General features: G+C 70.0%; 18 protein-coding genes and 2 tRNA genes. 10 read left to right on the top strand and 10 right to left on the bottom strand.

Annotated elements, in window-relative coordinates; genetic code table 11:
* Window positions 1-84 precede the first annotated feature (84 nt).
* Window positions 85-1,050: a LysR family transcriptional regulator gene (locus tag ASF30_RS17180; RefSeq protein WP_082468002.1), complete on the top strand. Its 966-nt coding sequence runs from the start codon at window positions 85-87 to the stop codon at window positions 1,048-1,050.
* Here the strand turns inward: ASF30_RS17180 and ASF30_RS17175 are convergent.
* Together ASF30_RS17175 and ASF30_RS17170 are read right to left on the bottom strand one after the other, a co-directional pair.
* Window positions 1,014-4,304, bottom strand: a complete 3,291-nt coding sequence (locus tag ASF30_RS17175) for an Ig-like domain-containing protein (RefSeq protein ID WP_055909494.1) — start codon at window positions 4,302-4,304, stop codon at window positions 1,014-1,016. The genes ASF30_RS17180 and ASF30_RS17175 overlap by 37 nt on opposite strands.
* A gap of 130 nt (window positions 4,305-4,434) precedes the next feature.
* Window positions 4,435-5,307: an LLM class flavin-dependent oxidoreductase gene (locus tag ASF30_RS17170; RefSeq protein ID WP_055909492.1), complete on the bottom strand. Its 873-nt coding sequence runs from the start codon at window positions 5,305-5,307 to the stop codon at window positions 4,435-4,437.
* Window positions 5,308-5,437: 130 nt separating this feature from the next.
* On the opposite strand from ASF30_RS17170, the gene ASF30_RS17165 reads away from it, so the two are divergent.
* A complete protein-coding gene (locus ASF30_RS17165; protein ID WP_055909488.1) occupies window positions 5,438-5,917 on the top strand; it encodes an SRPBCC family protein in 480 nt (159 codons plus the stop codon).
* On the top strand, window positions 5,914-7,368 hold the full coding sequence (locus ASF30_RS17160; RefSeq protein WP_055909486.1) for a phytoene desaturase family protein: 1,455 nt from the start codon (window positions 5,914-5,916) through the stop codon (window positions 7,366-7,368). The genes ASF30_RS17165 and ASF30_RS17160 overlap by 4 nt, the downstream gene beginning before the upstream one ends.
* A gap of 281 nt (window positions 7,369-7,649) precedes the next feature.
* On the opposite strand, the gene ASF30_RS17155 is transcribed toward ASF30_RS17160, so the two are convergent.
* Window positions 7,650-8,654: an adenosine deaminase gene (locus ASF30_RS17155; RefSeq protein WP_082468000.1), complete on the bottom strand. Its 1,005-nt coding sequence runs from the start codon at window positions 8,652-8,654 to the stop codon at window positions 7,650-7,652.
* A gap of 232 nt (window positions 8,655-8,886) precedes the next feature.
* Here ASF30_RS17155 and ASF30_RS17150 point away from each other — a divergent pair, with 232 nt between their 5' ends.
* The 4 genes from ASF30_RS17150 (at window position 8,887) to ASF30_RS17135 (ending at window position 13,458) form a co-directional block, all read left to right on the top strand.
* Window positions 8,887-9,930: an NAD(P)-dependent alcohol dehydrogenase gene (locus ASF30_RS17150; protein WP_055909480.1), complete on the top strand. Its 1,044-nt coding sequence runs from the start codon at window positions 8,887-8,889 to the stop codon at window positions 9,928-9,930.
* 83 nt (window positions 9,931-10,013) lie between these two features.
* A complete protein-coding gene (locus ASF30_RS17145; protein WP_055909477.1) occupies window positions 10,014-11,690 on the top strand; it encodes an alpha-amylase family protein in 1,677 nt (558 codons plus the stop codon).
* 54 nt (window positions 11,691-11,744) lie between these two features.
* Complete coding sequence (locus ASF30_RS17140) at window positions 11,745-13,016, top strand: AI-2E family transporter (RefSeq protein WP_327063147.1); 1,272 nt, start codon at window positions 11,745-11,747, stop codon at window positions 13,014-13,016.
* A 7-nt stretch (window positions 13,017-13,023) separates the two neighbouring features.
* Complete coding sequence (locus ASF30_RS17135; RefSeq protein ID WP_055909474.1) at window positions 13,024-13,458, top strand: DUF1801 domain-containing protein; 435 nt, start codon at window positions 13,024-13,026, stop codon at window positions 13,456-13,458.
* A gap of 86 nt (window positions 13,459-13,544) precedes the next feature.
* Here ASF30_RS17135 and ASF30_RS17130 read toward each other — a convergent pair whose 3' ends face one another.
* Window positions 13,545-14,144, bottom strand: coding sequence for a fasciclin domain-containing protein (locus ASF30_RS17130; protein ID WP_055909471.1), 600 nt, complete (start codon window positions 14,142-14,144; stop codon window positions 13,545-13,547).
* A gap of 382 nt (window positions 14,145-14,526) precedes the next feature.
* On the opposite strand from ASF30_RS17130, the gene ASF30_RS17125 reads away from it, so the two are divergent.
* Window positions 14,527-15,081, top strand: a complete 555-nt coding sequence (locus ASF30_RS17125; RefSeq protein WP_235480374.1) for a sigma-70 family RNA polymerase sigma factor — start codon at window positions 14,527-14,529, stop codon at window positions 15,079-15,081.
* The gene (locus ASF30_RS17120; RefSeq protein WP_082467999.1) at window positions 15,062-15,868 is read left to right on the top strand and encodes an anti-sigma factor; all 807 of its coding nucleotides are present in this window, start codon (window positions 15,062-15,064) and stop codon (window positions 15,866-15,868) included. Before ASF30_RS17125 ends, ASF30_RS17120 begins: the two co-directional genes overlap by 20 nt.
* Before the next feature lie 137 nt (window positions 15,869-16,005).
* Here ASF30_RS17120 and ASF30_RS17115 read toward each other — a convergent pair.
* Both ASF30_RS17115 and ASF30_RS17110 read right to left on the bottom strand, forming a co-directional pair.
* Window positions 16,006-16,079: transfer RNA gene (locus tag ASF30_RS17115), tRNA-Met, on the bottom strand.
* Between the two features lie 35 nt (window positions 16,080-16,114).
* Window positions 16,115-16,186: transfer RNA gene (locus ASF30_RS17110), tRNA-Thr, on the bottom strand.
* A gap of 253 nt (window positions 16,187-16,439) precedes the next feature.
* Between ASF30_RS17110 and ASF30_RS17105 the strand changes: the two genes are divergently transcribed.
* Window positions 16,440-19,175, top strand: coding sequence for an AfsR/SARP family transcriptional regulator (locus ASF30_RS17105; RefSeq protein WP_055909464.1), 2,736 nt, complete (start codon window positions 16,440-16,442; stop codon window positions 19,173-19,175).
* A 38-nt stretch (window positions 19,176-19,213) separates the two neighbouring features.
* Here ASF30_RS17105 and ASF30_RS17100 read toward each other — a convergent pair whose 3' ends face one another.
* The 4 genes from ASF30_RS17100 to ASF30_RS17085 are packed head-to-tail and all read right to left on the bottom strand — an operon-like array spanning window position 19,214 to window position 23,487.
* A complete protein-coding gene (locus ASF30_RS17100) occupies window positions 19,214-20,548 on the bottom strand; it encodes a zinc ribbon domain-containing protein (protein WP_055909461.1) in 1,335 nt (444 codons plus the stop codon).
* Window positions 20,545-21,120 (bottom strand): phage tail protein I, encoded by a 576-nt coding sequence (locus ASF30_RS17095; RefSeq protein WP_055909458.1) that lies wholly within the window; start codon window positions 21,118-21,120, stop codon window positions 20,545-20,547. Before ASF30_RS17095 ends, ASF30_RS17100 begins: the two co-directional genes overlap by 4 nt.
* 1 nt (window position 21,121) lies before the next feature.
* Window positions 21,122-23,077 (bottom strand): putative baseplate assembly protein, encoded by a 1,956-nt coding sequence (locus ASF30_RS17090; protein ID WP_055909455.1) that lies wholly within the window; start codon window positions 23,075-23,077, stop codon window positions 21,122-21,124.
* Complete coding sequence (locus tag ASF30_RS17085) at window positions 23,074-23,487, bottom strand: GPW/gp25 family protein (protein ID WP_055909451.1); 414 nt, start codon at window positions 23,485-23,487, stop codon at window positions 23,074-23,076. Before ASF30_RS17085 ends, ASF30_RS17090 begins: the two co-directional genes overlap by 4 nt.
* Window positions 23,488-23,490: the final 3 nt, after the last annotated feature.

The following is a 23,490-nucleotide window of genomic DNA, read 5'->3' as shown; positions in this document are numbered from 1 at the left end:
AAAGCGGATGGCCGTGCCAAACGCGATGCCTCGACCGTGTGCGGCGGACTCGTCGAGTGTGCACTGCCGACGGATGCTGCATCAATGACCAATCCCGCGACCGGCATGTGCATAATTGCAGTTGTGGCAACGCAGCCGAACCCCGCAGAGTCTCAGGCCGACGACCTGCTCATCCTCCTCGCCGTCGCCCGCACGGGCCGATTCACGACGGCAGCCGAGGGCCTCGGGGTCAATCACACCACCGTCTCGCGCCGCGTCGCCGCTCTCGAGCAGTCGCTCGGCGGCCGGCTCCTGGCCAAGGCGGTCGGCGGTTGGGAGCTCACCGAGCTCGGTCGTCGGGCCGCCCGAGCCGCCGAGGGGATCGAGCAGGCCATCGCGGGGCTCTCGGGCGGCACTGACGCCGCCGATCACGAGCTCACCGGAGTCGTGAGGATGTCGGCGACCGACGGCTTCAGCGCCTACATCGCCTCGCCGGCGGTGGCGGCCCTGCAGCGGCGGCATCCGCATCTCGCGGTCGAGATCGAGACCGTCACGCGCCGGGTGCGGCAGTACCGCTCCGGCCTCGACATCGAGGTCGTCGTGGGCGAACCGCAGGTGCACCGAGCCTCCGCCTTCCTCCTCGGTGAGTACGTCCTCGGAATGTACGCGTCACGCGACTACCTCGCGGAGCACGGGACGCCGGCGTCCGTCGAGGAACTGACGCGGCATCCGCTGGTCTACTTCGTCGACTCGATGCTGCTCGTCGACGACCTCGACGCCCCGCGCCGCCTGGTGCCGACGATGCGCGACTCCATCAGCTCGACGAACGTGTTCGTGCACGTCGAGGCGACTCGCGCCGGAGCGGGCATCGGCTTCCTGCCCTGCTTCATGGCCGATCGACACCCGGATCTGGTTCGACTGCTGCCCGGGCGCTTCGCCGAGCGGCTGCCGTACTGGATGGTGCTGCGGCCGGACTCATTGCGGCTGCCTGCTGTCGCCGCGGTGGCCGATGCCCTGCGGGCGCAGACTGCCGGCTACGAGCGGGAGCTGTCGGGCCGCGGCTGGGCCTGAAGCCGACGCCGCCTCTGAAGAGAACCCACGAGCCCGAGCGCGATGAGCGCGAGGGCGATCATGACGCCTGGTGCGGGGTCCGACCCGGTGGCGGCCAAGCTCGAGCCGGCGGTTCCGGATGGACCCGGTATGGAGGGAGCGCTTCCACCGGGCGTCGGGGTCGGGGTGGGGGTGGGGGTGGGGATCGGTGTCTGTTCCGGCTCCGCCACCTGGACGAAGAGCACCGACGCCGCCGTGGTTCCGTTCGCATCGGCCACGGTGTACGGCACGTCAGGAGTACGGCCGCTGAAGCCGGCCGCCGGCACGAAGGTGACCCGCCCGGTCGAGGGGTCGAGCGTGAACACCCCGACCCCCGGGATCGTGAGCGTGATGCCATCGTCGGAGAGCTCGGCCCCAGCGACGGCTGGCGCCTGCAAGGTCACGGTGGTGGGGTCGAGAGCGGCTGACGGGCCGCCCGCCAGGTCGTTGGCGAGGAGATCGATGACCACCGGAGTGCCGGAGGCCGTCGCCACCTCGTCGGCATTGGCCGCCGGGGTGACCGGCTCGACCGACACGGAGATCTCCGCCGACGCCGTGGTGCCATTGGCGTCGGAGATCGAGTACGGCACGACGCTCACTGCACCGGTGAAGGTCTTGTCGGGCGTGAAGGTCACGGAACCCGTGGCCGCGCCCACGGTGAAGACGCCCGCTCCCGGGATCGTCAGGGTGCGACCGTCGGAAGCAAGTACTGTCCCCGCCGGCGCTCCGGTCGGCAGGGCGAGCCTGACCGTGGTCGCGTCGAGCGGCGCCGTGTCATCTCCCGGCAGGTCATTGCCGACAGTGTCGACCACCACCGGAACGGCCTGGAGGGTGCCGGCGGCATCCGATGCTGCAACAGGGACGACGGCTCCCACGGTGATTGCGATGACGGACGCCGCGACGGTGCCGTTGGCATCCGTCACCGAGTACGGAACGGCAGTCGCCTCACCGGTGAAGGCGAGCTCCGGCGAGAAGACCACCCCGCCCGAGGAATCGACGACGTAGGAGCCCTCCCCCGGAATCGTGAGGCTCGTGCCATCAGCCGAGAGGGAGGACCCTGCCGGGCCGTCGGGTGGCAGCTGCAGGCGCAGAGTCGCCGGAACGAGCGCGACGGCCGGATTGCCGGCGACGTCGTTGTCGAGCGGAGTCAGACCCACGGGCTGCCCCTGCCTCGTGGTGGCGGAGTCGGGTGCGGCCGTTGGCGTCACGGGTATCACCGTCACGATGATCGCCGCTGTCGCCGACTCCCCGGTGGTGTCGGCGATGGTGTAGTCGATCGGCGTGGCATCACCGGTGAACGACGGATCGGGGGTGAACGTGATGTCGCCGGTGGCCGGATTCACGACGTACACACCCTCACCGGCGATGGTGAGAGTGCGTCCGTCGTCCGAGATCGTCGAGCCTGCAGGAGCTCCCGCCGGTAGCACCAGCGTCATCGACGACGGCACGAACGACGCCGACGGCGAACTAGGCACGTCATTGCCGAGTGGGTTGCCAGTGAACGGGACACCCTGACGTATGGAGATCTCGTTCGGACTCGCGATCGGAACCGGCAGCGCGCTCACCACGACAGTGAGCGTCGACGTCGCGAGAGTGCCGTTGGCGTCGGCCACGGTGTAGGGCACGGTCGTGGCAGTGCCGGTGAAGTCGGGGTCTGGCTGGTAGTCGACCGAGCCGCTGGCGAGCACTGTGTATGTGCCCTCGCCTGCAATCGTGAGGATCTTGCCGTCGGCCGACACCGTCGATCCCGGGGGCGGCGAGACGGGGAGCTGCAGCGTCACGCTCGACGGAACGAGCGGCACGCTCGGCAGTCCGGGAGCGTCGTTGTTGAGCAGGGTCGCCGTGGTCGCCACGCCCCGCTGCGTCGCCAGATCGTTCGGCAAAGCCACCGGAGTGACCGGGGTGACGGTGATGACGAGGGTAGAGGAGGCAGTCGCGCCCCGCGCATCCGTCACGGAGTAGGGAACGACCGATGCCGCGCCCGAGAACGCGGGCTCGGGCGTGAACTGCACCACCCCGGCTGCCGAGAGCACGAACTGCCCTTCGCCCGGAATGGTGAGGGTGCGTCCGTCGGCAGCGAGCACGGTTCCGGATGCCGCCCCCGACGGCAGCGCCAGCTTCATGCTCGAGATCACCAACGGGAAGTCTGCGGACCCGGCACTGTCGTTCGCGCCCAGGTCGACCGAGATCGCCGCTCCCTGTGTCGTCGTGTCGGAGTCATCCACGGCAGCAGGAGGAGGCGGCGTCACGAAAGGGAAGTCGACGCCGGCGGCATCCGCCCCCACCAGGGAGAACTCTCGAGGCGCCAGTTCTGCGATACCGGACGGCGCGGCGACCTCGGCCCGATAGGGACCGGAAGCCATGAGCGCCGGAAGACTCCATGCCCCCACGGAGTCGGCCGTGGCGGTTCCGACCACCTGGTCGTTCTCGTCACGGACCGTCACGACGGATCCGGGTAGCGGCGTTCCGTCGAGGGTGACGACACCCGAGACGGCGAAGCTCTTGGCGGCGAACCAGGTCTGGTAGACCGGCAGTCCCGAGCGCTGCTGGAAGCTCATGGTGATGGACGTGAGGGATTCGGTCGGGCGGAACCATGCTGCCGCCCCCTCGGAATCCGTGGCGGTCGAGTTGCCGATCAGCAGGCCGGAATTGCCGTTCACGGTCCAGACGGGCAGATCGTTGCGGTTCGCCGAGTCGCAGGAGGGGCCGCCGGAGCGATGGCAGTAGTTGAACGACCCCTGGAAGCCGAGGGCCGAGACGAGAACCGCGGCCCCGTTCGCCCCCGTCGCGCTCAGTGTCACCTGGTCGGCGTCGATGTCGCCGAGCACGAAGGCCCAGCCCTGCGACGGTGTCGGCGTCGCGAAGGTGTAGGTGGTGACGGCGGGCGACGACGCATTGTCGGCTGCGGGTCGCAGGTTGAGGTACGGGCGGTTGAGGCTCGACCCGAATGCAGCCCCAACGGGAGTGGACGCCGCCTGCCAGGTCGAGGCGCCCGTGGGGACCGTCGCCTGCCGACTGGTGGAGGTGAACGTCGTGACCGGAAAGTTCGCCGGCATCGCCACGGTGCCGGTGTAGGCACCCGACGACCCGCTCACCGTGATTCCGGCCCACGTGTTGGCCTCGGCGGCGCCCGCGGGGAGCGGCCTGGCGGTGACCGCGAGAGCAAGGGCCAACAGGGACGCGAGCAGGGCGGCCGCGACGAGTTGCGGCCACCGCGACACCCCGAAAGCGATCATTCCTCGGTTCCCCTCGTGCTCGCGCGTTCGGTCAGGCTAGTCGTCCCCTCTCACTCGCGCCACACTTCTCCATCGCTTCCCAGCGAGGGCGAAGCTCGGCGGATTCACGGCCATTCGTGAGAGAGCGCGCTCATCGCCGGGGCGGCCCGGCCAGCACGCGGGCTCGCGCATAGGCCGCCACCTCCTCGGCCGGCACCTGCCAGTTCGAGTCGAGCCACCAGGTCGCCCCGGCCTTCGCCCAGGGCTGCACCAGCGCGGTGTCGGCCGCTGCATCCGTCCCCGTCGTCGTTCCCTCCTGAATGACGTCGAACGGTCGATCGCCCAGCCCGGCCGCCTCGCGCTCGGCCCTGATCCACGCGATGGCCTCAGCGGCGATCTCGGGCGTGAAGTGCCGCTGTTGGGCCTCGGGGCCGGCGACGCCGGTCGTTCCGGGTGGCGCGTAGTTCGGGATCCAGCCGTCGTAGCGCGCCACCCGCCTCATCGACTGCAGCCTCGGCCAGACGCCGACGACCCACGTGGGGATGCGCGGCTGCTGCACGATGGCCGGCGGCAGCATCTCGGTGGTGCGCGCGGCCCTGTAGTGCTCGCCGGCGTACTCGAACGGCTGGCCGCGCCAGAGCTCCTGCATCAGCTCGAGGCTCTCATCCAGCATCCCGGCGCGGGCCTTGCGGCCGGGGTCGCTCTCGAAGATCCAGAACCGCGACTCCACGTCCTCTGGGACACCGAGGCCGGCCGAGAGGATGACCCGACCACCCGAGAGCCTGTCGACCGTCATGGTCTGCCCGGCGAGCTCCCACGGCCTGCGCCGTGGAACCGGGGTGAGCATGGTGCCGAGACGGATGCGCTCGGTCGCGACGGCCGCGGCCGCGAGAGTCGACCACGGGTCGACGGCCCAGATGCCCTCCCAGACGAAGAAGCCGTCCCAGCCGCTCTGCTCGGCGAGTGCCGCCAACTCGACGGCGAGCGCCGGGTCGCTGCCGGTGAAGATGAACCCGTACTTCATGGGCCGACGGTACAACGACCCGCCGACATGTCAACCACTGCCCGCGACGGATGCCGCCCCGTACTGTCGAGATCAGGTCGCAGTCGCGATCCATGGGCGTCGCCGAGGCGGCGAGCGGAGGAGAACCACCATGTCCCGCAACGTCAGGCGCATGTCGTGCCCACCCTCGGCCGTGTTCGACGTGCTCGCCGACGGCTGGCTCTACCCGGTGTGGGTGGTCGGGGCATCACGCATGCGCGACGTCGACGAGGCCTGGCCGCTGACGGACAGCGCGCTGGCGCACTCCGTCGGCGTGTGGCCGGCGCTGATCGATGACGAGACTGTGAGCGAGGAGTGGGCGCCGCCGCATCGCGCCGTGATGCGCGCGAAGGGATGGCCGATCGGCGAGGCGCGCGTGACCATCGACGTGAAGCCCTGGGGCGACGGATGCCTCGTACGCATCCAGGAGCATCCGATCGCCGGCCCCGGCGACTGGGTGCCGCGCCTTCTCACCGAGCCGATGCTGTACCTGCGCAATCGCGAGACCCTGCGCCGCCTCGCCTACGTCGCCGAGGGGCGGCTGCCCACAACGTTCCACGGGGCGCACGCGCAGATCGCCCCCACCGCATGACCGAGTATGACGCCGTCGTCGTCGGGGCGGGTCCGAACGGCCTCGCCGCCGCCGTCACCCTCGCCCGTGCCGGCCTGCGCGTGGTGGTCTACGAGCGCAACTCGACGCCCGGTGGCGGCGCCAGGACCGCCGAGCTCACGCTGCCCGGCTTCCATCACGACGTGTGCTCTGCTGTGCATCCGCTCGCCCTCGCCTCGCCCTTCTTCCGCGAGTTCCAGCTCGAGAGTCGCATCGACCTGCAGCTCCCGGGGGCGTCGTTCGCACATCCGCTCGACGACGGCCGCGCCGGCATCGCCTATCGCGACCTCGACCTCACCGCGGCGGAGATCGGCCGCGATGGCCGGGCGTACGCGACACTGATGCGCCCACTCGTCGCGCAGGCCGACCGCGTAGCCGCCATCACCGGCGACTCCCTGCTGCGACTGCCCGACCATCCGGTGCTGCTGGCCCGCTTCGGGCTGCGCGTGCTCGAGCAGGGATCGCCGCTCTGGAACCTGCGCTTCTCCGACGACGTCGCCCCGGCCATGCTGAGCGGCGTCGCGGCTCATGCCATCCGCTCCATGCCGAGCCCGACGACGGCCGGCGCCGGCCTCGCCCTCACCGCCCATGCGCATGCCCGCGGCTGGCCGATCCCGATCGGCGGCACCCAGGCCATCGTCGACGCCATGATCGACGACCTCGTCGCGCATGGCGGGGAAGTCGTGACGGATGCCGACATCACCGCGCTGCGCACGCTGCCCTCGAGCACCGCGGTGCTCCTCGACACCACACCGCGCGCACTCCTCGACCTCGCGGGCGACGCCCTCCCGGCCGGCTACACGCGAGCCCTCGAGGCGTTCGAGTACGGCAATGCCGCAGCGAAGGTCGACTTCGCCCTCGATGCCCCCATCCCGTGGGCGAACCCGGCGGTGCGGCACGCGGGCACGGTGCACTTGGGCGGAACCCGAGCCCAGATCGCCGCAGCCGAGCGCACCGTCGCCGCGGGGCGCCACAGCGATGCGCCCTACGTGCTCATCTCGCAGCCGACTGTCGTCGACGCGTCACGGGCACCAGAGGGCAAGCACACGGCCTGGGCCTACACGCACGTGCCAGCCGGATCGACGATCGACCAGACGGAGGCCGTCACCGAGCAGATCGAGCGTTTCGCCCCGGGGTTCCGCGACACCGTCCTCGCCTCATCGAGTCGCACGGCCATGGACCTGCAGGCCTACAACCCCAACTACATCGGCGGCGACATCGCCGCCGGCGCGGCGAGCATCGTGCAGCTGCTGAAGCGCCCGGTGCTCGCACCGGATCCGTGGCGAACAGCACTCGACGGCGTGTACCTCTGCTCGGCCTCGACCTCGCCGGGGCCCGGCGTGCACGGCCTCAACGGCTGGCACGCCGCACGCTCGGCATTGCGCCACAGCTTCGGGATCGACGCTCTTCCCGACCTGTCGATCGGGGCGTGAGGGTCGCTTCCGAGCGGCCGCCCGCCTGACGGCCAACGGCAGCGCCCGCACGTCGTCGGGATCGAGAACCTGAGGGAATGCCACCAATCCGCAGGCCGTCGTGATCGCCGTCAAACCCGACGTATCCTTACTTCAGAGACCAGCCATGCTGGCAGTCGTCGGATGCGATCCGGGTCGAGCACAAAGACGTGCGGGCTTGATGCTCCCGTCCGACGCCGCGGCCCCTCAGCGCTGAGCGCCGAGGGGCTGCGCTCTCCACGTGCCGGCAGCCCGGGCGCCGGTCAGCGCGAGCGCACCCAGTCGTCGATCTCGCCGTGCAACCGCGCCTTGCCGGCCGCATCGAGGAACGACGCGTCGACAGAGTTGCGCGCCAGCAGCTCCAGAGTGGCATCGTCGAGGGCGAACTGCTCGGTGACGGCCGCGACGTTCGCATCCGCGTAGCCGCCGAAGTAGGCGGGGTCGTCGGAGTTGATCGAGATGAACAGCCCCTTCTCGAGCATCACGGGCAACGGATGCCGGGCCAGGGTGTCGATCGTCCGCAGGCGCACGTTGGAGAGCGGGCACACTGTCATCGGCACCCTCTCGGCCACCATGCGGGCCACGAGCCGCTCGTCGTCGAGGCAGTTGTTGCCGTGGTCGATGCGTTCCACCTTCAGCAGGTCGAGGGAGTCCGCGACGTTCTGCGCCGGCCCCTCCTCTCCGGCGTGGGCGACGACGTGCAGTCCATGCGAACGGGCGAGGTCGTACAGCTCGACGAAGAGCGCCGGCGGGTAGCCGACCTCGGCGGAGTCGAGACCGATGCCGTCGATGCGCGCATCGGAGTCGATGAGTCCCTGCAGGATCTCGACGGCCTCGGATGCCGGGCGATCACGCCAGAACGACACGATGAGCTTCGAGGTGATGCCGAACTCCGACTCGCCGGCATCGAGGGCGGCGTGGATCCCGGTGAGCACGACCTCGAGGGGGATGCCGCGCAGCAGGTGCGCCTGAGCGTCGAACGACACCTCGGCATGACGCACGCCCCCTGCCGACGCCCGCCGCAGGTAATCGCGGGTCATCTGCTCGAAGTCGCGGCTCGTCTGCAGCACCTCGAGGTTCGTGTAGAGCAGGTCGAGGAAGGACTGCAGGTCGGTGAAGTCGTACCGGCTCCGCAGGTCCGCCAGAGACGTCCAGGGCAGCTCGACTCCGTTGCGGGCGGCTGCTTCGAGGATGAACTCGGGTTCGAGGGTGCCTTCGAGGTGCAGGTGGAGCTCGGCGATGGGGAGGTGCATGGTGGATCCGTTCATCGAACATGGCGAGACGCCGGGGTGCTCGCGTCAGGCTACAAGAGGGGAGGCCGGCCCGCGGCATCCGGCGTCCCCGACCCATGCGGGCGAGGGGTGTACTCGCAGCCCCTCCCAGTGCCCGCTGCGGCGCGCCTAGGCTGGAGGAGCCTCCGTGACGATGCGGGCGGTCACGGCGCTCCAGCCGATGACTCCCCCGGCCGCGCACTCCCCCTCAAGAACCCAGGAGACCTCCATGCTCACAGTCGACGCCTACGCAGCGCCCTCAGCCACCGAACCTCTCATCAAGACCACAATCGAGCGTCGCGCCGTGGGACCGAACGACGTGCTGATCGAGATCGCCTACGCCGGGATCTGCCATTCCGACATCCACACTGTGCGTGGCGACTGGGGCCCGATCAGCTACCCGCAGGTCGTCGGCCACGAGATCGTGGGCTTCGTCACGGAGGTGGGCTCCGACGTGACCCTGCACAGTGTCGGGGACCGCGTCGGCGTCGGCTGCATGGTGAACTCCTGCCGCGAGTGCGACAACTGCCTCGCCGGCGCCGAGCAGTACTGCCTCAAGGGGAACACCGGCACCTACGCCGCCGTCGACACCGATGGCACGATCACGCAGGGCGGATACTCCACCCACATCGTCGTGGTCGAGGACTTCGTGCTGAAGGTTCCCGAGGCCATCCCGTTCGAGGCGGCGGCTCCCCTGCTCTGCGCCGGGATCACGACCTATTCGCCGTTGTCGCACTGGAACGCCGGTCCGGGCAAGCGCGTCGCCGTCGTCGGCATGGGCGGACTCGGCCACATGGCAGTCAAGATCGCGCACGCCATGGGCGCCGAGGTGACGGTCCTCTCGCAGACGCTGGGCAAGAAGGAGGACGGCCTGCGTCTCGGTGCCGATCACTACTTCGCCACCGGCGACAGCGCCACCTTCACCGAGCTGAAGAACAGCTTCGACCTCATCATCAACACCGTGAGCGCGGCGATCGACATCAATGCCTACCTCGCGCTCCTGCGCCTGGACGGCACCCTCGTGAGCGTCGGCGCGCCGGGCGAGCCGCTGCCCGTTCGCGTCTTCACGCTGTTCGGCAACCGTCGCACCTTCGCCGGTTCAAGCATCGGCAGCATCCGTGAGACGCAGGAGATGCTCGACTTCTGCGCCGAGCACGGCATCGCCCCCGAGACCGAGCTGGTGTCGGCCGAGGACATCAACGAGGCCTACGAGCGCGTGCTCTCCTCGGACGTGCGCTACCGCTTCGTCATCGACGCGTCCACCATCGCCTGACAGGCGCCTCCACGCCGCCGTCCGCGAGGCCGACCCGCGTCAACCCCCTTGCGGGGTGACGTGGGTCGGCGTGGGATGGGGCGATGAGGATCAGTGACACCAGCGACCTGTGGTGGAAGACGGCGGTCGTGTACTGCCTCGACGTCGAGAAGTTCATGGACTGGAACGACGACGGCACGGGTGACTTCACGGGCCTGGCCCATCGCATGGACTACCTCCATGAGCTCGGCATCACCTGCCTCTGGCTCATGCCGTTCTACCCGTCCCCCGGCAAGGACGACGGCTATGACATCGCCGACTTCTACGGCATCGACCCGAGGCTCGGCAACCACGGCGACTTCGTGGAGATGATCCGGCTGGCGAAGGACCGCGGCATCAGGGTCATCGTCGATCTGGTGGTGAACCACACCTCGGACACGCATCCGTGGTTCGTGCAGGCGCGGAGTTCGCGCGACAACCCGTACCGGGACTACTACGTCTGGCGCGATCATCCGCCACGCAAGAAGCAACAACCGGTGTTCCCCGATGCCGAGGACAGCCTCTGGGAGTTCGACGAGAAGACCCAGCAGTACTACCAGCACAACTTCTACAGGTTCCAGCCCGACCTCAACGTCACCAATCCGTTGGTGCGCGACGAACTGGCGAAGATCATGGGCTTCTGGCTGCAGCTGGGCGTCTCGGGGTTCCGGGTGGACGCCGTGCCGTTCCTGATCGACGAGAGCGACGTGCAGCGACCGACGGGCGCCCTCGAGCATCCCCTCGACTTCCTGAAGTCGTTGCGAGCCTTCCTCGGGCGCCGATCGGGTGACGCGATGATGCTCGGGGAGGCGAACCTGCCGCGACCCGACCAGAAGGACTACTTCGGCGGCGCTGACGGCGACGGCCTCACCATGCAGTTCGACTTCATCACCATGCAGAACGTCTACCTCTCGCTCGCCCGCCAGGATCCGGCACCGTTGGTCGCGGCGCTCGAATCCAGGCCTCCCACCGCTGTCGAATCGCAGTGGGCGAACTTCCTCCGCAACCACGACGAGCTCACGCTCGACAAGCTCACCGACGATGAACGCGCCGAGGTGTTCGCGGCGTTCGGACCCGAGGAACGGATGCAGGTCTACGGGCGTGGCATCATCCGCCGCCTGCCGCCCATGCTCGACGGCGACCCCCGGCGCATCCGCATGGCGTACAGCCTCATGTTCTCCCTCCCCGGGACCCCGGTGCTGTTCTACGGCGAGGAGATCGGCATGGGAGAGGACCTGGCGGTCGGCGACCGGACGGCCGTCCGCACGCCGATGCAGTGGACCGCCGGCGTCAACGGGGGCTTCTCCAACGCGGAGAAGCGACGGCTCGCCAGCGCCGTCGTCACGGGCGGGTACTCCCCCGAGCACGTGAACGCCTCGGATCAGCGCCACGACCCCGACTCCCTGCTCCAGTTCATGCGCGCACTGATCCGCCGCTACCGATCGTCCGCCGAGATGGGGTGGGGTGCCTGCGAGATCGTCCCCCAGAAATCTCCGACCGTGCTCGTGCACGCCCTCGTCAGCGACGAGGGCCGCATGATCGCCGTCCACAATTTCGGGACGGAACCGACGGTGGCGACCTTCACCGTCGCCGACGCCGAGCCTGGCGACGTGCTCGTCGACCTCTTGGTCGATGGGCGGGTGGTGGAACTCGATGACGGCGGTTCGGTGACAGTCCCCCTCGATGCGTACGGCTACCGCTGGTTGCGCGTCATCCGTCCGACGGGAAAGCGTCTTGGCTAGGCGCCCGGGGCTCCGGGATGCGGTGCGACGGCTCGGGCGCAGTAGCGTGAACCCATGAGCGACGACAGGCCCGACCCCCAGCCGGACCCCGCTGCAGCCGCGCCCCCGGCCGCGCCGACCGCCGATGCCCTCACCGCGCCACCGGCCGCCTCGACGGAGGCACCGTCAGCAGAGGCGACGGCGACTGATGCCGTTGCAATGACTGTCACGCAGCGCCGACGAGGTCGCCCCGAATTGCGTGTCCTCCTCACCGACGGCCTGGGCGAGGTCGGCATCCGGAGCGGGCAGATCCTGCTGGCCCTGACGCTGGCGGCGGTCTTCGTGTGGGGCCTCGTGCAACTGAAGCTCGTCGTGATCCCCGTGCTGATCGCGCTGATCCTCGCGGCGGCCCTCTCCCCCGTCATCGGCTGGATGCGCCGCCGCGGCCTGCCGGCGATCGTCGCGACGTGGATCGCCCTCATCGGCGGCATCGTCGTCTTCGGCGGCATCGTGACCCTCATCGTGTTCGCCGTGCGCGGCCAGTGGGACGAACTCTCCAGATCGGCCACGAAGGGCATCGACGCCGTCGGCGACTTCCTGAAGAGCGGCTCACTGCCGATCGACCAGGACCAGCTCGACGGCCTCAAGGACACCGTCACCGACTTCTTCACCAGCAGCCAGTTCGGGTCCGGGGCCATCGCCGGAGTGTCCGTCGCCGCCGAACTCGTCACCGGCGCCCTGCTGGCCGTCGTCGTGCTGTTCTTCTTCCTCAAGGACGGCGACAGGATCTGGGCGTTCTTCCTCCGCCCGTTCAGCGGCCGCAGCCTCGAACGCGGACAGCGTATCGGCGTCACGTCGGTGAAGACCCTCGGCGGCTACGTGCGCGGCACGGCCATCATCGCCTTCGTCGACGCCGCTGGAGTCGGCATCGGCCTCGCCATCCTGGGCGTGCCGTTGGCGCTGCCCCTCGCGGTGATCGTGTTCATCGGTGCGTTCATCCCGATCGTCGGCGCCACTGTGGCGGGAATCCTCGCCGCCCTCGTCGCTCTCGTCGCGAACGGCCCGGTCATCGCGCTCATCGTGGTCGGCATCGTCATCGCCGTCAACCAGATCGAGGGCAACTTCCTGCAGCCTGTCGTGCAGGCGCGCTCGTTGAAGCTGCATCCGCTCGTCATCCTCGTCGCCCTGACCGCGGGAACCATCCTCGGCGGCATCGTCGGCGCCGTGCTCTCCGTGCCCATCGCGGCCGTCGCCTGGGCCATCGTCAAGGCGTGGAACCCGGAGGACGAGCCTGCTCCGCCGTTCGCGGAGCCGTCGCCGGCCGAGAAGATCGAGAAGGCCGGCTGAGCGCAGCATGAGCGAGGTCGGGGATTTCATCGCCGCGGTCCCGTCCGCCCGTCGGCGAGCGGATGCCGAGACGCTCCTCGGGCTCTACACCAGGGTGACCGGCGAGCCTGCGGTGCTCGACGGCACCATCATCGGCTTCGGCAGCTACCACTACGAGTACGACAGCGGGCGCTCCGGCGACATCGCGGCCGCCGGCTTCTCACCCCGCAAGGCGGCCATGTCGATCTACCTCGTCGATGGAGTCTCCCGCTATCCCGAGCAGCTCGCCCGGCTCGGTCCGCACACGACGGGCGTCGGATGCCTTTACATCCGCGACCTCTCCGCGATCGACCTGACGGTGCTCGAGCAGGTCATCACGGAGTCGTACGAGACGCTCACCCGCGACATCTACAGGTTGCGTGCGCGTGACGGGCAGCCCGGGCCTGCGGCATCCGGCGCCTGAGGCCCTCCGCGAACGGATGCACCAGGGACGGCGCTGCGCACTCAGTGCCTGTCGCGCAGCGCCGTCCATGCATCGAGCGCGCGTTCCTACCCGGCGGGAACGAGCACCCGGTCGATCGTGTGGATGACGCCGTTCGATGCCTTGATGTTGATCGCCTTGAGCACCAGCTTCGGGTCGGTCAGCGTCGGCGACTCATCACGAAGCGTGGTGAGGCGCGGCTTGACGATTCCGCCGTTGGCCATGGTGAGCTTGCCGGCGAAGATGACCCTGAGCGGGCTCAGTGCCTTACCCGCGACCACGTGGTAGAGCAGGATGTTCTTGATCTGGTCGACCGTGAACGCACCGGTGATGGTCGTGAGGGCTGCGGCTTCGCTCGCCGGAGCCGCACCGGTGAGGTCGGTCACGAGCCGCGCGAAAGCGCGGTCGTTCGGAGCGAACACGGTGAATTTCGTGCTCGTGTCGGCGAGCACGGGCACGAGACCGGTCACGGTGAGCGCCTGGATCAGGATGTCGTAGTCATTGGGGTTGGAGTCCGGCGCTCCGCCACCCGATGCGGCGACGGCGACGTCGACGATCGATCCTGGTGACGTGTGCGTTGCGGTGCCGGCGTTGGCCGGGGCAACAGCGGTGAGCACCAGTGCTCCGGCTGCGGCGAAGGCGGCGGTGACCGCGATCAGCTTCTTCATGGGGGCATTCCTCTTCCTCGAGGGCACGAACGTGCCGGTTGGTGGATGCCTCCGTCGGGGAGTCTATGCCCCTGTTCGGGGGTGAGGGCAAGGGGTCGGGAAAAGTCGTCGCCGCTGCATCCGAAGGCCGTGTTCCGTCGGAAGTACTAGCTGAAGAGCACCGCGCGGACCCTTCGCGCACCGCAGAAGGAACCCATTGCTCCACGACTCGGCAGGGCTGCCACCGGATGCCTCCTCGGCGGCCCTGCCGGACCTCCCCCGCGACGCCCTCGTGACTATGCTGGGGCACAGCATCGCTCCCGGAGACCGGCCACCTCCGGCGCCGGGAACCGTGCGGCGCGTCGAGCGGACGCGATCCCATCACGGAGGACGACTCGCCACTGTGCTCGACATCGATGACGACGCGGCCATCGCGCTGGCATTCAGCGCCGGTGACGAACAGGGCATCGCTGCCGCCTACACGCGCTGGTCGTCACTGGTCTACACGCTGGCGGTGCGGGCGCTCGGCATCGCGGCCGACGCCGAGGACGTGACGCAACAGGTGTTCGTCTCCGCCTGGCAGGGGCGTGCCAACTTCGATCCCGATCGCGGCCCGTTGCCCGCCTGGATCGTCGGCATCACCCGCCACCGCATCGCCGACGCCCTCGCCGCGCGTTCGCGGAGCCTGCGGATCGTCGAGTCCAGCGAATCCGTGGCTCGCGTTCAGGAACAATCCGTGGAGGTCGACGTCGCCGAACGCCTCATGATCGCCGATGAGCTCGCACGACTCGACCCCGTGCCGCGCGAGGTCATGGCACTCGCGTTCTACGGTGACATGACGCACACCGAGATCGCCGAGAGCACCGGCCTGCCGCTCGGAACCGTCAAAAGCCACATCCGCCGAAGTCTCGGGCGCCTGCGCACACGAATGGAGGTGGATGACAGTGCATCTCGATGACGACACGCTCGCTCTTCTCGCCCTCGGCGATGGTCCACTCGACTCTGCCCTGGACACCGAGCTCGACGCCGCCCAGCGCGACCACCTCGCCTCCTGCGCAGAGTGCTCAGCCGAACTGGCTGACCTCCGTCGTACCGTGAGCCTCGCCCGATCCTCGCGTGACGTCGAGCTGCTGACCCCGCCACGGCAGGTATGGGAGAACATCAGCGCTGAGCTCGGGCTGTCGGCCGCGGCACCGTCGACGTCGCCGACGTCGACGTCGGCTTCGGCTTCGAACCCTGATGTCGCACCCTCGGCTCCCGCCGCGACGCGGCGGGCATCGGCATCCGTCACCGATCGGCGACGGCCCTCGACACGGGTCGCCCGCTGGTGGCCCTACGCCGCGGCAGCCCTCGTCGTCGGCATCCTGGCCGGCGTCGCTGGAGCCGTCCTGTGGCCTGGGCCTTCGGCCGACGTGATCGCCGAAGCGGCACTCGATCCGTTCCCCACCTGGGACGCCTCAGGCACTGCCCAGCTCGAGAAAGCCGGTCAGTCCGGAACGCGCGACCTCGTCGTCGACCTCGACGCGCCGACCGGCAGTGCTCTGCGCGAGGTGTGGCTGATGGACCCGGCCACCAACGGGCTCGTCAGCCTCGGCCAGCTCTCCGGATCGAGCGGGCGGTTCACGGTGCCGAACAGCATCGACGTCGAGCAGTTCTCGGTGGTCGACATCTCCGAAGAGCCGGCCGACGGAAACCCCGCGCACTCCGGCGACTCGATCGTCCGCGGCCAGCTGCGCCAGCCCTGATCTGTGCGAGGCAGTCCACGTCCACCTCTTCAGGTGGGCGCACGGCCGCCGCAGACAACGTGGTGGACACACGTCGAACTCTCGAATCCTTGCCATTCATTGAGGACAAGAAACCCTGGTCGAACGCGATTTCTGTGTAGCGGGAGCGGGACTTGAACCCGCGACACCACGATTATGAGCCGTGTGCTCTAACCACCTGAGCTACCCCGCCGCGGACTGCGACGCACTCACGTACGTCAGAGTCTGAGCCCCCTGTGGGAATCGGACCCACTACCTCTTCCTTACCAAGGAAGTGCTCTACCAATGAGCTAAGGGGGCCAAAGTGTGGGGCGCCGGAAGGCGCGCCACGTTTTTGGCACCAGTAGAGAATAGCATCCGCTGAGGCCCGCTCTGACCGCGCGGCACCCTCGTGGATGCGCCCGGGATTGGGTGCTGTCACGGATCCCCCGGGAAGACCGGATGCATACCATCGAGCTGTAGCTTGCTCGCACGTCGCCCGAACCCCCGTGCCGGAGCACCGCGAATGCCACACCACGACCCTACTCAGCGCCCTACCGACGGAACCCACCCCATGGATCCGGACTCGAATCACCTCGCACCGAGCCGCGACTCGGAGCAGCCCGCCGTTCGCGCCGTCGGCCGCCTCGCCGATCGCCTCGCCGCCCCCCTCGTCTTCGTGACAGGTCCGGCGGGCACAGGCAAGACGGCAGTGGTTCGCGCCTGGGCGGCCCAGGCATCCCGACCCGTCGAATGGCTCACCCTCACCCCATCGCATCGGTCACCGGAGGTGCTGGACGATGCCCTGAGGGTGGCTGTCGCCGCGGCTCCCACAACAGTCGTCATCGACGACGCGCAGCTGGTGGACGGCACGGCGGCCGAGCAGGCGATCGACCGGTTCCTCGGAGCCGCCGCAGGCGCCACATCGGTCGTCGTGTGCACGCGCACGGCGGCTGACTTCGCGACGACGCGTGCCGGCGCCGCCGAGTTCATCACAGGACGCGATCTCGCTCTGCGCCTCGACGAGATCCCCGAACTCTTCCACTCGATCCACGGCAGCCGCCTGGGGCTGGAGCAGGCGAGTGCCGTGCTGGCCGAGACCGCCGGATGGCCGGCCCTCGTGCGGCTGCTCGCCGCGACGGTCCACGGGTATGCACCCGGCGGCCTCGATGACGCCGTCTTGGCCACGATCGGCGGGGACTTCGCCGAGACCTACCTCGCGCGGGTGACCTCCGAGCTGCCGCCGGCGCTGAGAGCGGCGGCATCCGGGTGCGCCCCACTGGCGAGCCTGACCTTCGACCACGCCGCTGCCATCGCCGGCGTCGAGGCGGCATCAGCGCTCATCGCCGCCGTCGAGAACGGCACCATTCTGACCGACCAGCGGGCTGGTGCCGACCGGCGTCTTCCCGAAGCCCTCAGGCGGCACCTGCTGCGGCACCTTCCACCCGAGCAACGCCACGAACTCGCCGTGACGACGGCCAGCCTGCTCGCCGGCCAGGGCGACACCATCGGCGCACTGGCTGCCCTTCACGATTCCGGATGCTGCGACGACGTCGCCGCACTTCTACGGAGGGAGTCCGACGTTCTCGCCACCCCGGGGAGCGCACCGTGGGCGCTGGCTCTGTCCGGTCGCGTGCTGCGGGATCCGCTGCTGCGCGCAGCACGGGCCCGCGCGCTCATCGACGACCGCTCCGTCGACTCCGCCCGCGAGGTGCTGCTCTCGATCGGCGACGACGATCCGGATGCCGCATCCGCCCGACGCTCGCTGCTCTCCGAGATCGACTCCACCGGGACGGCGCGCTCCGTCGTGCGGCCCGGTGCCGAGCCGCGGAGAGTACGCGACGCCCGCGGTCTCATCGAGGCGGCAGCGCAGCGGCTGAGGGCCGGCGCCGTCACCGAGGCCGTGCCGCTGCTCGTCCGCAGTCTCCACGCGCCGGGCTCCAGCCGCGCATCGACCCTCGGTGCCAGATTGGCCATCTCGGTGATGCGCTCCGCGGTCACGCCCCCGAGCGAGACCTCCGCTCAGGTGTGTGCGATCGAGGGCGAGGCGCAGATCCACGGGCTCACGGGGCTGGCTCGAATCGCCCGAGGCGTGCTCGCCGCCCTCTCGACCGCCGACGGATCCGCGGAGATCGCGGCCGAGTGCGAGGACCGCGCCGACGACGCCGGTGCTGCCCTGCTCGGCGGCATCGCGTTTCTGACGCGGATGAGAAGCGGTCGCGCAACCGCCGCCGCGGCCGGTGAGCTCTCCGCCCGCCTCATCGCCATCGGGGAGGGTGCGGCCTCTGCGTGGGCCGAAGCCGCTGCCGCCGTGCTCGCCGCCGACCACCGGCTCCCTGACGCACGGGCACACGTGACGGCGGCCGAATCCTCCGGCATCCGGGAGGCCCTTCCGGCTCTGCGTCCCATGATCGACGCCGCGCGGAGCATCCTGGAGGCGGACGACGAGCTGCTGCGAGACGCGCGCCGAGCCGCTCTCGCGGCCGGGCTGCCTCGCCTCCCCCTGGCGATCGGCTTCGGCGACACTCGCGCGCCCGCTGCGCGTCGGGGGTCACTGCGGCGCGAACCTGCACCCGTCGTGATCGCTGCCCGTCAACCCCGCCTCATGGTGATCTGCTTCGGCGGCTTCCGGATGCGGGTCGACGGCGCAGACATCGACCTGCGCGCGGTGCGGCCTCAGGCACGGGCGCTGCTGCGCATGCTGGCACTGAACGCCGGCTCCCCGGTGCACCGCGAGCTCATCGCCGGGATCCTCTGGGGTGGCCTCGGCAGCTCCTCCGCCGTGCACGCGCTGCACGTGAGCATCTCGAGCCTGCGCCGTGCCCTCAGCGCCGACACGGGGTCACTGCCCGCCGAGATCCTGGAGCGCCGCGGCGAGGCCTACGCCCTCACCCTCGGCGAGCGCCGCAGCTGCGACCTGGTCGAGTTCGACAAGCGCCTCGCGCGTGCGACGGAGGCGAACCTCCACCACGATCTCGACAGCGCGGCGGAGGCACTGAACGGCGCCGTGGCGCTCTACACCGGCGAGGTCCTCCCCGAGGACGGCCCGGCGGAGTGGGCCATCGGCGCCCGCGACCGTTACCGACTGCGGGCAGCCGGCGCGGCCTCCTCGCTCGCCCACCTCGAACTGCGTCGCCATGACACCCGCGCCGCTGTCGTCGCCGCTGAGAGATCGGTCGAGATCGATCCGTGGCTCGACGACTCGTGGCGCACGCTGGTGGCCGTCCATCGGTCATCGGGAGACGTCGTCGCATCGCAGCGAGCCGAGCGTGCCTACCACCGCATGCGCGTCGAGCTCGGCGTGGAGTGACTCCGCTCGTGGAGCGGCTCCGCTCCTGACTCCGCTCCTCAGCGACTGCGGAACTCGACCTCCGCCACCGCGACCCGGGTCGCGTCGGTCACCCCGTGACCTGTTCCGATGGTGAAGCGGACCGCGCTCACGTCGTCGATGCCCACGTCGAACTGCTGGTTGCCGGGCTTGTCGGCGACCGTGACGGTCTTCTCGACCGTGCTGCCGTCGGCGAGGGTCATGGTGAGCAGCATGGTGTCGGGCCGGCCGTCGGCCAGGAAGTCGGCCGGCTTCGACGATGCGCCCGGGATCATCTGCAGGTAGACCAGGCGGAACGGCTTCGCGAACGTCGCCTCGAGGAACTCCCCGGCGCCAGCACCCGCAGGACCTGGAGCCCACGAGGTGTTCGAGAAGCCGTCGAAGGCGAGCTCGGGGCCGCGGCCGTCGGCGGAGCTCGACGCCGCAACCGACACAGGGCGCACCGGTGTTGAGGCTGCGACCTTGTCGATGACGGATGCCGCCGCCGAGGCCAGCCAGTCACGACTGAGCCAGCCCACGCCGAGCAGCACGAGAAGCAGGATCGGCACCACGACGAACGCCGGCCGCACGCGGCTGCGCTTCGCGACGGGGCGCGCGCCAGCCTTGGGCTGCGCGGAGGGGTCGAGCGAGCGGTTCTGCGTCGCTGTGAGCTGGGTGGCGCAGCGTCGGCAGTAGTTGCGCCCGGGGGCGTTACCGGCACCGCAGGTCGGGCACACGACGTCGCCGGGCTTCGGCGCGTCCTCGGCGCGCACCTGGGGCCGTTGCGGTTTGCGGGGGGCGGCTGCGGGCTGGCTGGCTGCGGGCTGCCGGGCCTCGGCGGGCGGCACCGGAGCGGGTTGCGCCGCCTCAGCCCGCTGGGGATCCGGCGAAGCCGGTGTCCGAGCCGCGTCCTCGTCTGGCGGCTCCTCCGAGCGCGCGTCCTCGACCGGCGGCACCCCTGCGGGCGCATCGTCGACCGCGGGCTCAGTCCCGGCGTCGGCCGGCGGAACCTCGGGCTCCGACGCCGGCTCCCGCGTCGCTGGGCGATCCTCCCCCCCCGGTGCCGTTCGAGGCGCGGTCTCGGGCGGCCCCGCGGGAACAAGCGACACCTTCGCCTCCTGGGGCGCTTCGACCGGGGACTCGGTCCGGCCATCGACGACCGGCACCTCGGGCTCCGACTCGTCCTCCGCTCGCTCAGGCCCCGCCACCGGCGGCTCATCGTCGAAGAAGTCCGGCGGCAGCTCTCGTGCGGTGCCGCCGGCTGCGCCATCCGTCGCCTGGTCCCAGGCGAGGTACGCGCCGCACTCGCCGCAGAAGTCATCGTCGGGGGTGTTGCGAGCACCGCACTCCGGGCAGATCAGGGCCGTATCGCTCATGACTCGGCACCACCGCTCCCGCCGCCCGGCGAGGTCACGACCATGGTGCAGGGAACGTGGGCGGGAACCTGGCGCGCGGCCACGCGCTCCAGGCGCCGCGTCACCGCATCGAGGTCACCGGTCACTCCGCCGACCGCGATGCGCACGCCGACGACCTCGTCGCCGGGCAGTGTTCCGCCGCTGGTCGACGACCACGTCGTCCCACCCGATTCAGTCACCTCGACCGTCGTTCCGGGGCCGGCGGCCAGATGCACGGCGTCACGGATGCCCGAGGCCGTGCCCGAGCGGCGGTGCATGGCCGCAGCTCCCGCGATGATGTCGCGGCGCTGCTCGAGCGACCAGGCCTCGTCGACCTCGATGTCTACCCACCCCGCGAGCCAGCCGAGGAAGTCTGCCGGTGTGAGATGCGGGTCGATGTAGGCCGACAGGTTGTCGAGCACGGAGTACACCGGCGCGATGGAGTCGTCGAAGGCCGGCAGCATCCGTTGCAGGAAATCGTCCTCCTGCAGGATGGCCGGAAGCCGCGTGATCAGCGGCGACGGAGTGCCGAGACCGGGAACGATGCCGCGCATGTCAGACCCCCGCCGCGACCCTGATGCGGTGCTCGAAGCTGAACACCAGGGAGTTCGGGTCGAGCACGATGCGCTGGGTGGGCTCGCCGCGCTTCCCCGTCACCGGATCGGCGCCGAAGAGGAGGACCTCGTCGACGAGTTCGGTGCCGGGCAGGGCCTGCAGCACCGCGTAGACCTCGCCGGCGAGGACCGGCCGCCCGAACGGCCAGCCTTTCCCGTCGGCCCCGCCGCGCACGGGGTCGAAGTGTCGGTACAGCGCCTCGAGCGCCTGCGACTTGAGCGTGTCGACGGCGACTCGGGAGCGGGCGATGAGCTTGGCCACCACGGTGACTCCCTGGTAGAGCGGTGGCTCGATGATCAGTCGGGTGCCGACGGGCCGGCGTCCGTCGAGGTCATCGGCTATGGCCGTGAGCATCTCCTCCGATGGGATCAGGTCGGCGAAGGCGGTGCGCCCATCCGCACCCACGGCGACGGAGGGCACGACCAGCAGCCTGACGCCGGGGGCGGAGCCGGCATCCGTCACAGCAGCCACGCACTGGGCTCGCGCTATGCCGGGAGAGGCGCGCTTGGCGAGCTGCTCGTAGTCGTCGGCGGTGACGGCGCGATCTCGGGTGCGCAGCGCGAGCGGCCCTCGCAACTTGGCCTCCTCGATCCCCTCACCATCGGTGCCGTCGTGTGATGCCGCCCGGTTCACCACGCTGCTCACGAAGGGCACTGTCGAGCGCAGGACGCTCAGGGCTCCCGGCGAGACGTTGCCGGCGGCGCCGCCGCCGATCCGGTACCGCGGAACCCGCAGCGGAGCACCCTTGGGCGGAACCGCGCCGTAGTGCCTCATGGTTCCATCGGCGTCGCGAACGGCCGGCGGGAACGCCACCACGCCGCGGGTGCGGTCGACCTGCACCACCCTGTCGTCGGAGTGGGCGGATGCGAACGAGTCGGTCTCCGTCCATTCCTCCCAGCCGCTGCCGTTGCCCACCTCGACCACGAAGGCGTTCCCATCGACGAGCACGGGATGCGCGGCGAGGGCGAACTGCTGTCCGGGTACTCCCTCCGAGAGGCCGATGACCTCGTCGTCGACCGTGGCGGCGTGCACGGCCGACGTCACGCCGCCGACGGTCGCGGCCTCGGCGCTGCGTACCAGCGGCGACGCGCTGTACGTCGGCGTGCCCTCGGCGACCTCGGTGAGGCGGCACCGCAGCCATCCGGCGCGCGACCCGGCGATGACGGATGCAACATGGTCGCGCGGCACTATCAGCACGACGTCGCCCGCCTTGTTCAGTCCGCCGGTGCCGTCTGACACAACGTCGCAGGCACTCCAGTCGGATCCGTTCCAGGCCTCCCAGGCCAGCGGAGGGTCGAGGGGGTCGACGCCGACGCCGCGGACGGCGCAGTCCAGCTTCAGTTCGATGGCGAGCCCCGGTGATGCGTCGTCGAGGCCCAGCAGGAAGCCGTCGCCGACGCCGGGCTCCGACGAGAAGGCGTCGAGGGTGTCGGTCTCGGAGAGCCGCGATGAACGCACGTAGGGCTCACCGTCGTGCGGCCTGTTGCCCACGGCCTCGAGCCTGCGCGGAGGGAGCGAGACCTCGGCGATGGTCGAGAACACTATCGACGAGACGTCCTCGGTGCGCCGGGTGCCCACCTCGGTGTGCGCGGGCACGACGATGGTCTCGGTGCGCGGGGCCGAGAGCCGGAACAGCACCTCGGCGGTGGCCGGCGTCGGCGGGAAGAGCTGCACGCCGAGCAGTTCGAGGAAGCTCACGTACAGCTTGTCCGGCACGCGGTTGAGCCTGTAGAAGAGTTCATCCGTCATGAAGGCGAAGGTCTCGATGAGGGTGACGCCGGGGTCCGAGACGTTGTGATCCGACCACTCCGGGCAGCGCAGTGCGACGAGCCGCTTGGCGTCGTCGACCAGGTCCTGGAAGCGGCGATCGTCGAGGTTCGGTACGGGCAGGGTCATGCGCTGACCTCCGAGTCGTGGCGTGGAATGACGTAGAACGGGAAGACCAGGTTGCGTGGATCGTTGGTGCCGAGGATCACGTAGCCGATGTCGATGAGCAGGATTCCGACGTCGCGCCCGTCGAAGCTGACGGCGACCTCCGTCACCTCGATACGGGGCTCCCAGAACGCGAGCGCCGCCCGGACCGCGGTTCCGATGGCACCAGCAGTGGTGGCATCCGCCGGGGCGAAGACGTACTCGTGCACGGCACAGCCGAACTCCGGACGCATCGGCCGCTCCCCCGGCGACGTCGCCAGGATGAGCCGGATGCTCTCCTCGATGTCGCGTTCACTGCTCGACAGCGAGATGCGACCCGTGTGGTCGGCTCGCACGGGGAAGGACCACCCGCGTCCGACGAATTCCTGTGCCATTGC

Source organism: Leifsonia sp. Leaf264 (genome assembly GCF_001422325.1).
Taxonomy (GTDB): Bacteria; Actinomycetota; Actinomycetes; order Actinomycetales; family Microbacteriaceae; genus Orlajensenia.
The sequence above is the reverse complement of the archived record's forward strand: the minus strand, read 5'-3'. Positions and strand labels throughout refer to the sequence as shown.

Excerpts from the sequence above, each read along its gene's own strand:
- ASF30_RS17180 (WP_082468002.1), top strand. The coding sequence starts at position 85 with ATGACCAATCCCGCGACCGGCATGTGCATAATTGCAGTTGTGGCAACG.
- ASF30_RS17175 (WP_055909494.1), bottom strand. The coding sequence starts at position 4,304 with ATGATCGCTTTCGGGGTGTCGCGGTGGCCGCAACTCGTCGCGGCCGCC.
- ASF30_RS17170 (WP_055909492.1), bottom strand. The coding sequence starts at position 5,307 with ATGAAGTACGGGTTCATCTTCACCGGCAGCGACCCGGCGCTCGCCGTC.
- ASF30_RS17165 (WP_055909488.1), top strand. The coding sequence starts at position 5,438 with ATGTCCCGCAACGTCAGGCGCATGTCGTGCCCACCCTCGGCCGTGTTC.
- ASF30_RS17160 (WP_055909486.1), top strand. The coding sequence starts at position 5,914 with ATGACCGAGTATGACGCCGTCGTCGTCGGGGCGGGTCCGAACGGCCTC.
- ASF30_RS17155 (WP_082468000.1), bottom strand. The coding sequence starts at position 8,654 with ATGAACGGATCCACCATGCACCTCCCCATCGCCGAGCTCCACCTGCAC.
- ASF30_RS17150 (WP_055909480.1), top strand. The coding sequence starts at position 8,887 with ATGCTCACAGTCGACGCCTACGCAGCGCCCTCAGCCACCGAACCTCTC.
- ASF30_RS17145 (WP_055909477.1), top strand. The coding sequence starts at position 10,014 with ATGAGGATCAGTGACACCAGCGACCTGTGGTGGAAGACGGCGGTCGTG.
- ASF30_RS17140 (WP_327063147.1), top strand. The coding sequence starts at position 11,745 with ATGAGCGACGACAGGCCCGACCCCCAGCCGGACCCCGCTGCAGCCGCG.
- ASF30_RS17135 (WP_055909474.1), top strand. The coding sequence starts at position 13,024 with ATGAGCGAGGTCGGGGATTTCATCGCCGCGGTCCCGTCCGCCCGTCGG.
- ASF30_RS17130 (WP_055909471.1), bottom strand. The coding sequence starts at position 14,144 with ATGAAGAAGCTGATCGCGGTCACCGCCGCCTTCGCCGCAGCCGGAGCA.
- ASF30_RS17120 (WP_082467999.1), top strand. The coding sequence starts at position 15,062 with ATGACAGTGCATCTCGATGACGACACGCTCGCTCTTCTCGCCCTCGGC.
- ASF30_RS17105 (WP_055909464.1), top strand. The coding sequence starts at position 16,440 with ATGGATCCGGACTCGAATCACCTCGCACCGAGCCGCGACTCGGAGCAG.
- ASF30_RS17100 (WP_055909461.1), bottom strand. The coding sequence starts at position 20,548 with ATGAGCGATACGGCCCTGATCTGCCCGGAGTGCGGTGCTCGCAACACC.
- ASF30_RS17095 (WP_055909458.1), bottom strand. The coding sequence starts at position 21,120 with ATGCGCGGCATCGTTCCCGGTCTCGGCACTCCGTCGCCGCTGATCACG.
- ASF30_RS17090 (WP_055909455.1), bottom strand. The coding sequence starts at position 23,077 with ATGACCCTGCCCGTACCGAACCTCGACGATCGCCGCTTCCAGGACCTG.
- ASF30_RS17085 (WP_055909451.1), bottom strand. The coding sequence starts at position 23,487 with ATGGCACAGGAATTCGTCGGACGCGGGTGGTCCTTCCCCGTGCGAGCC.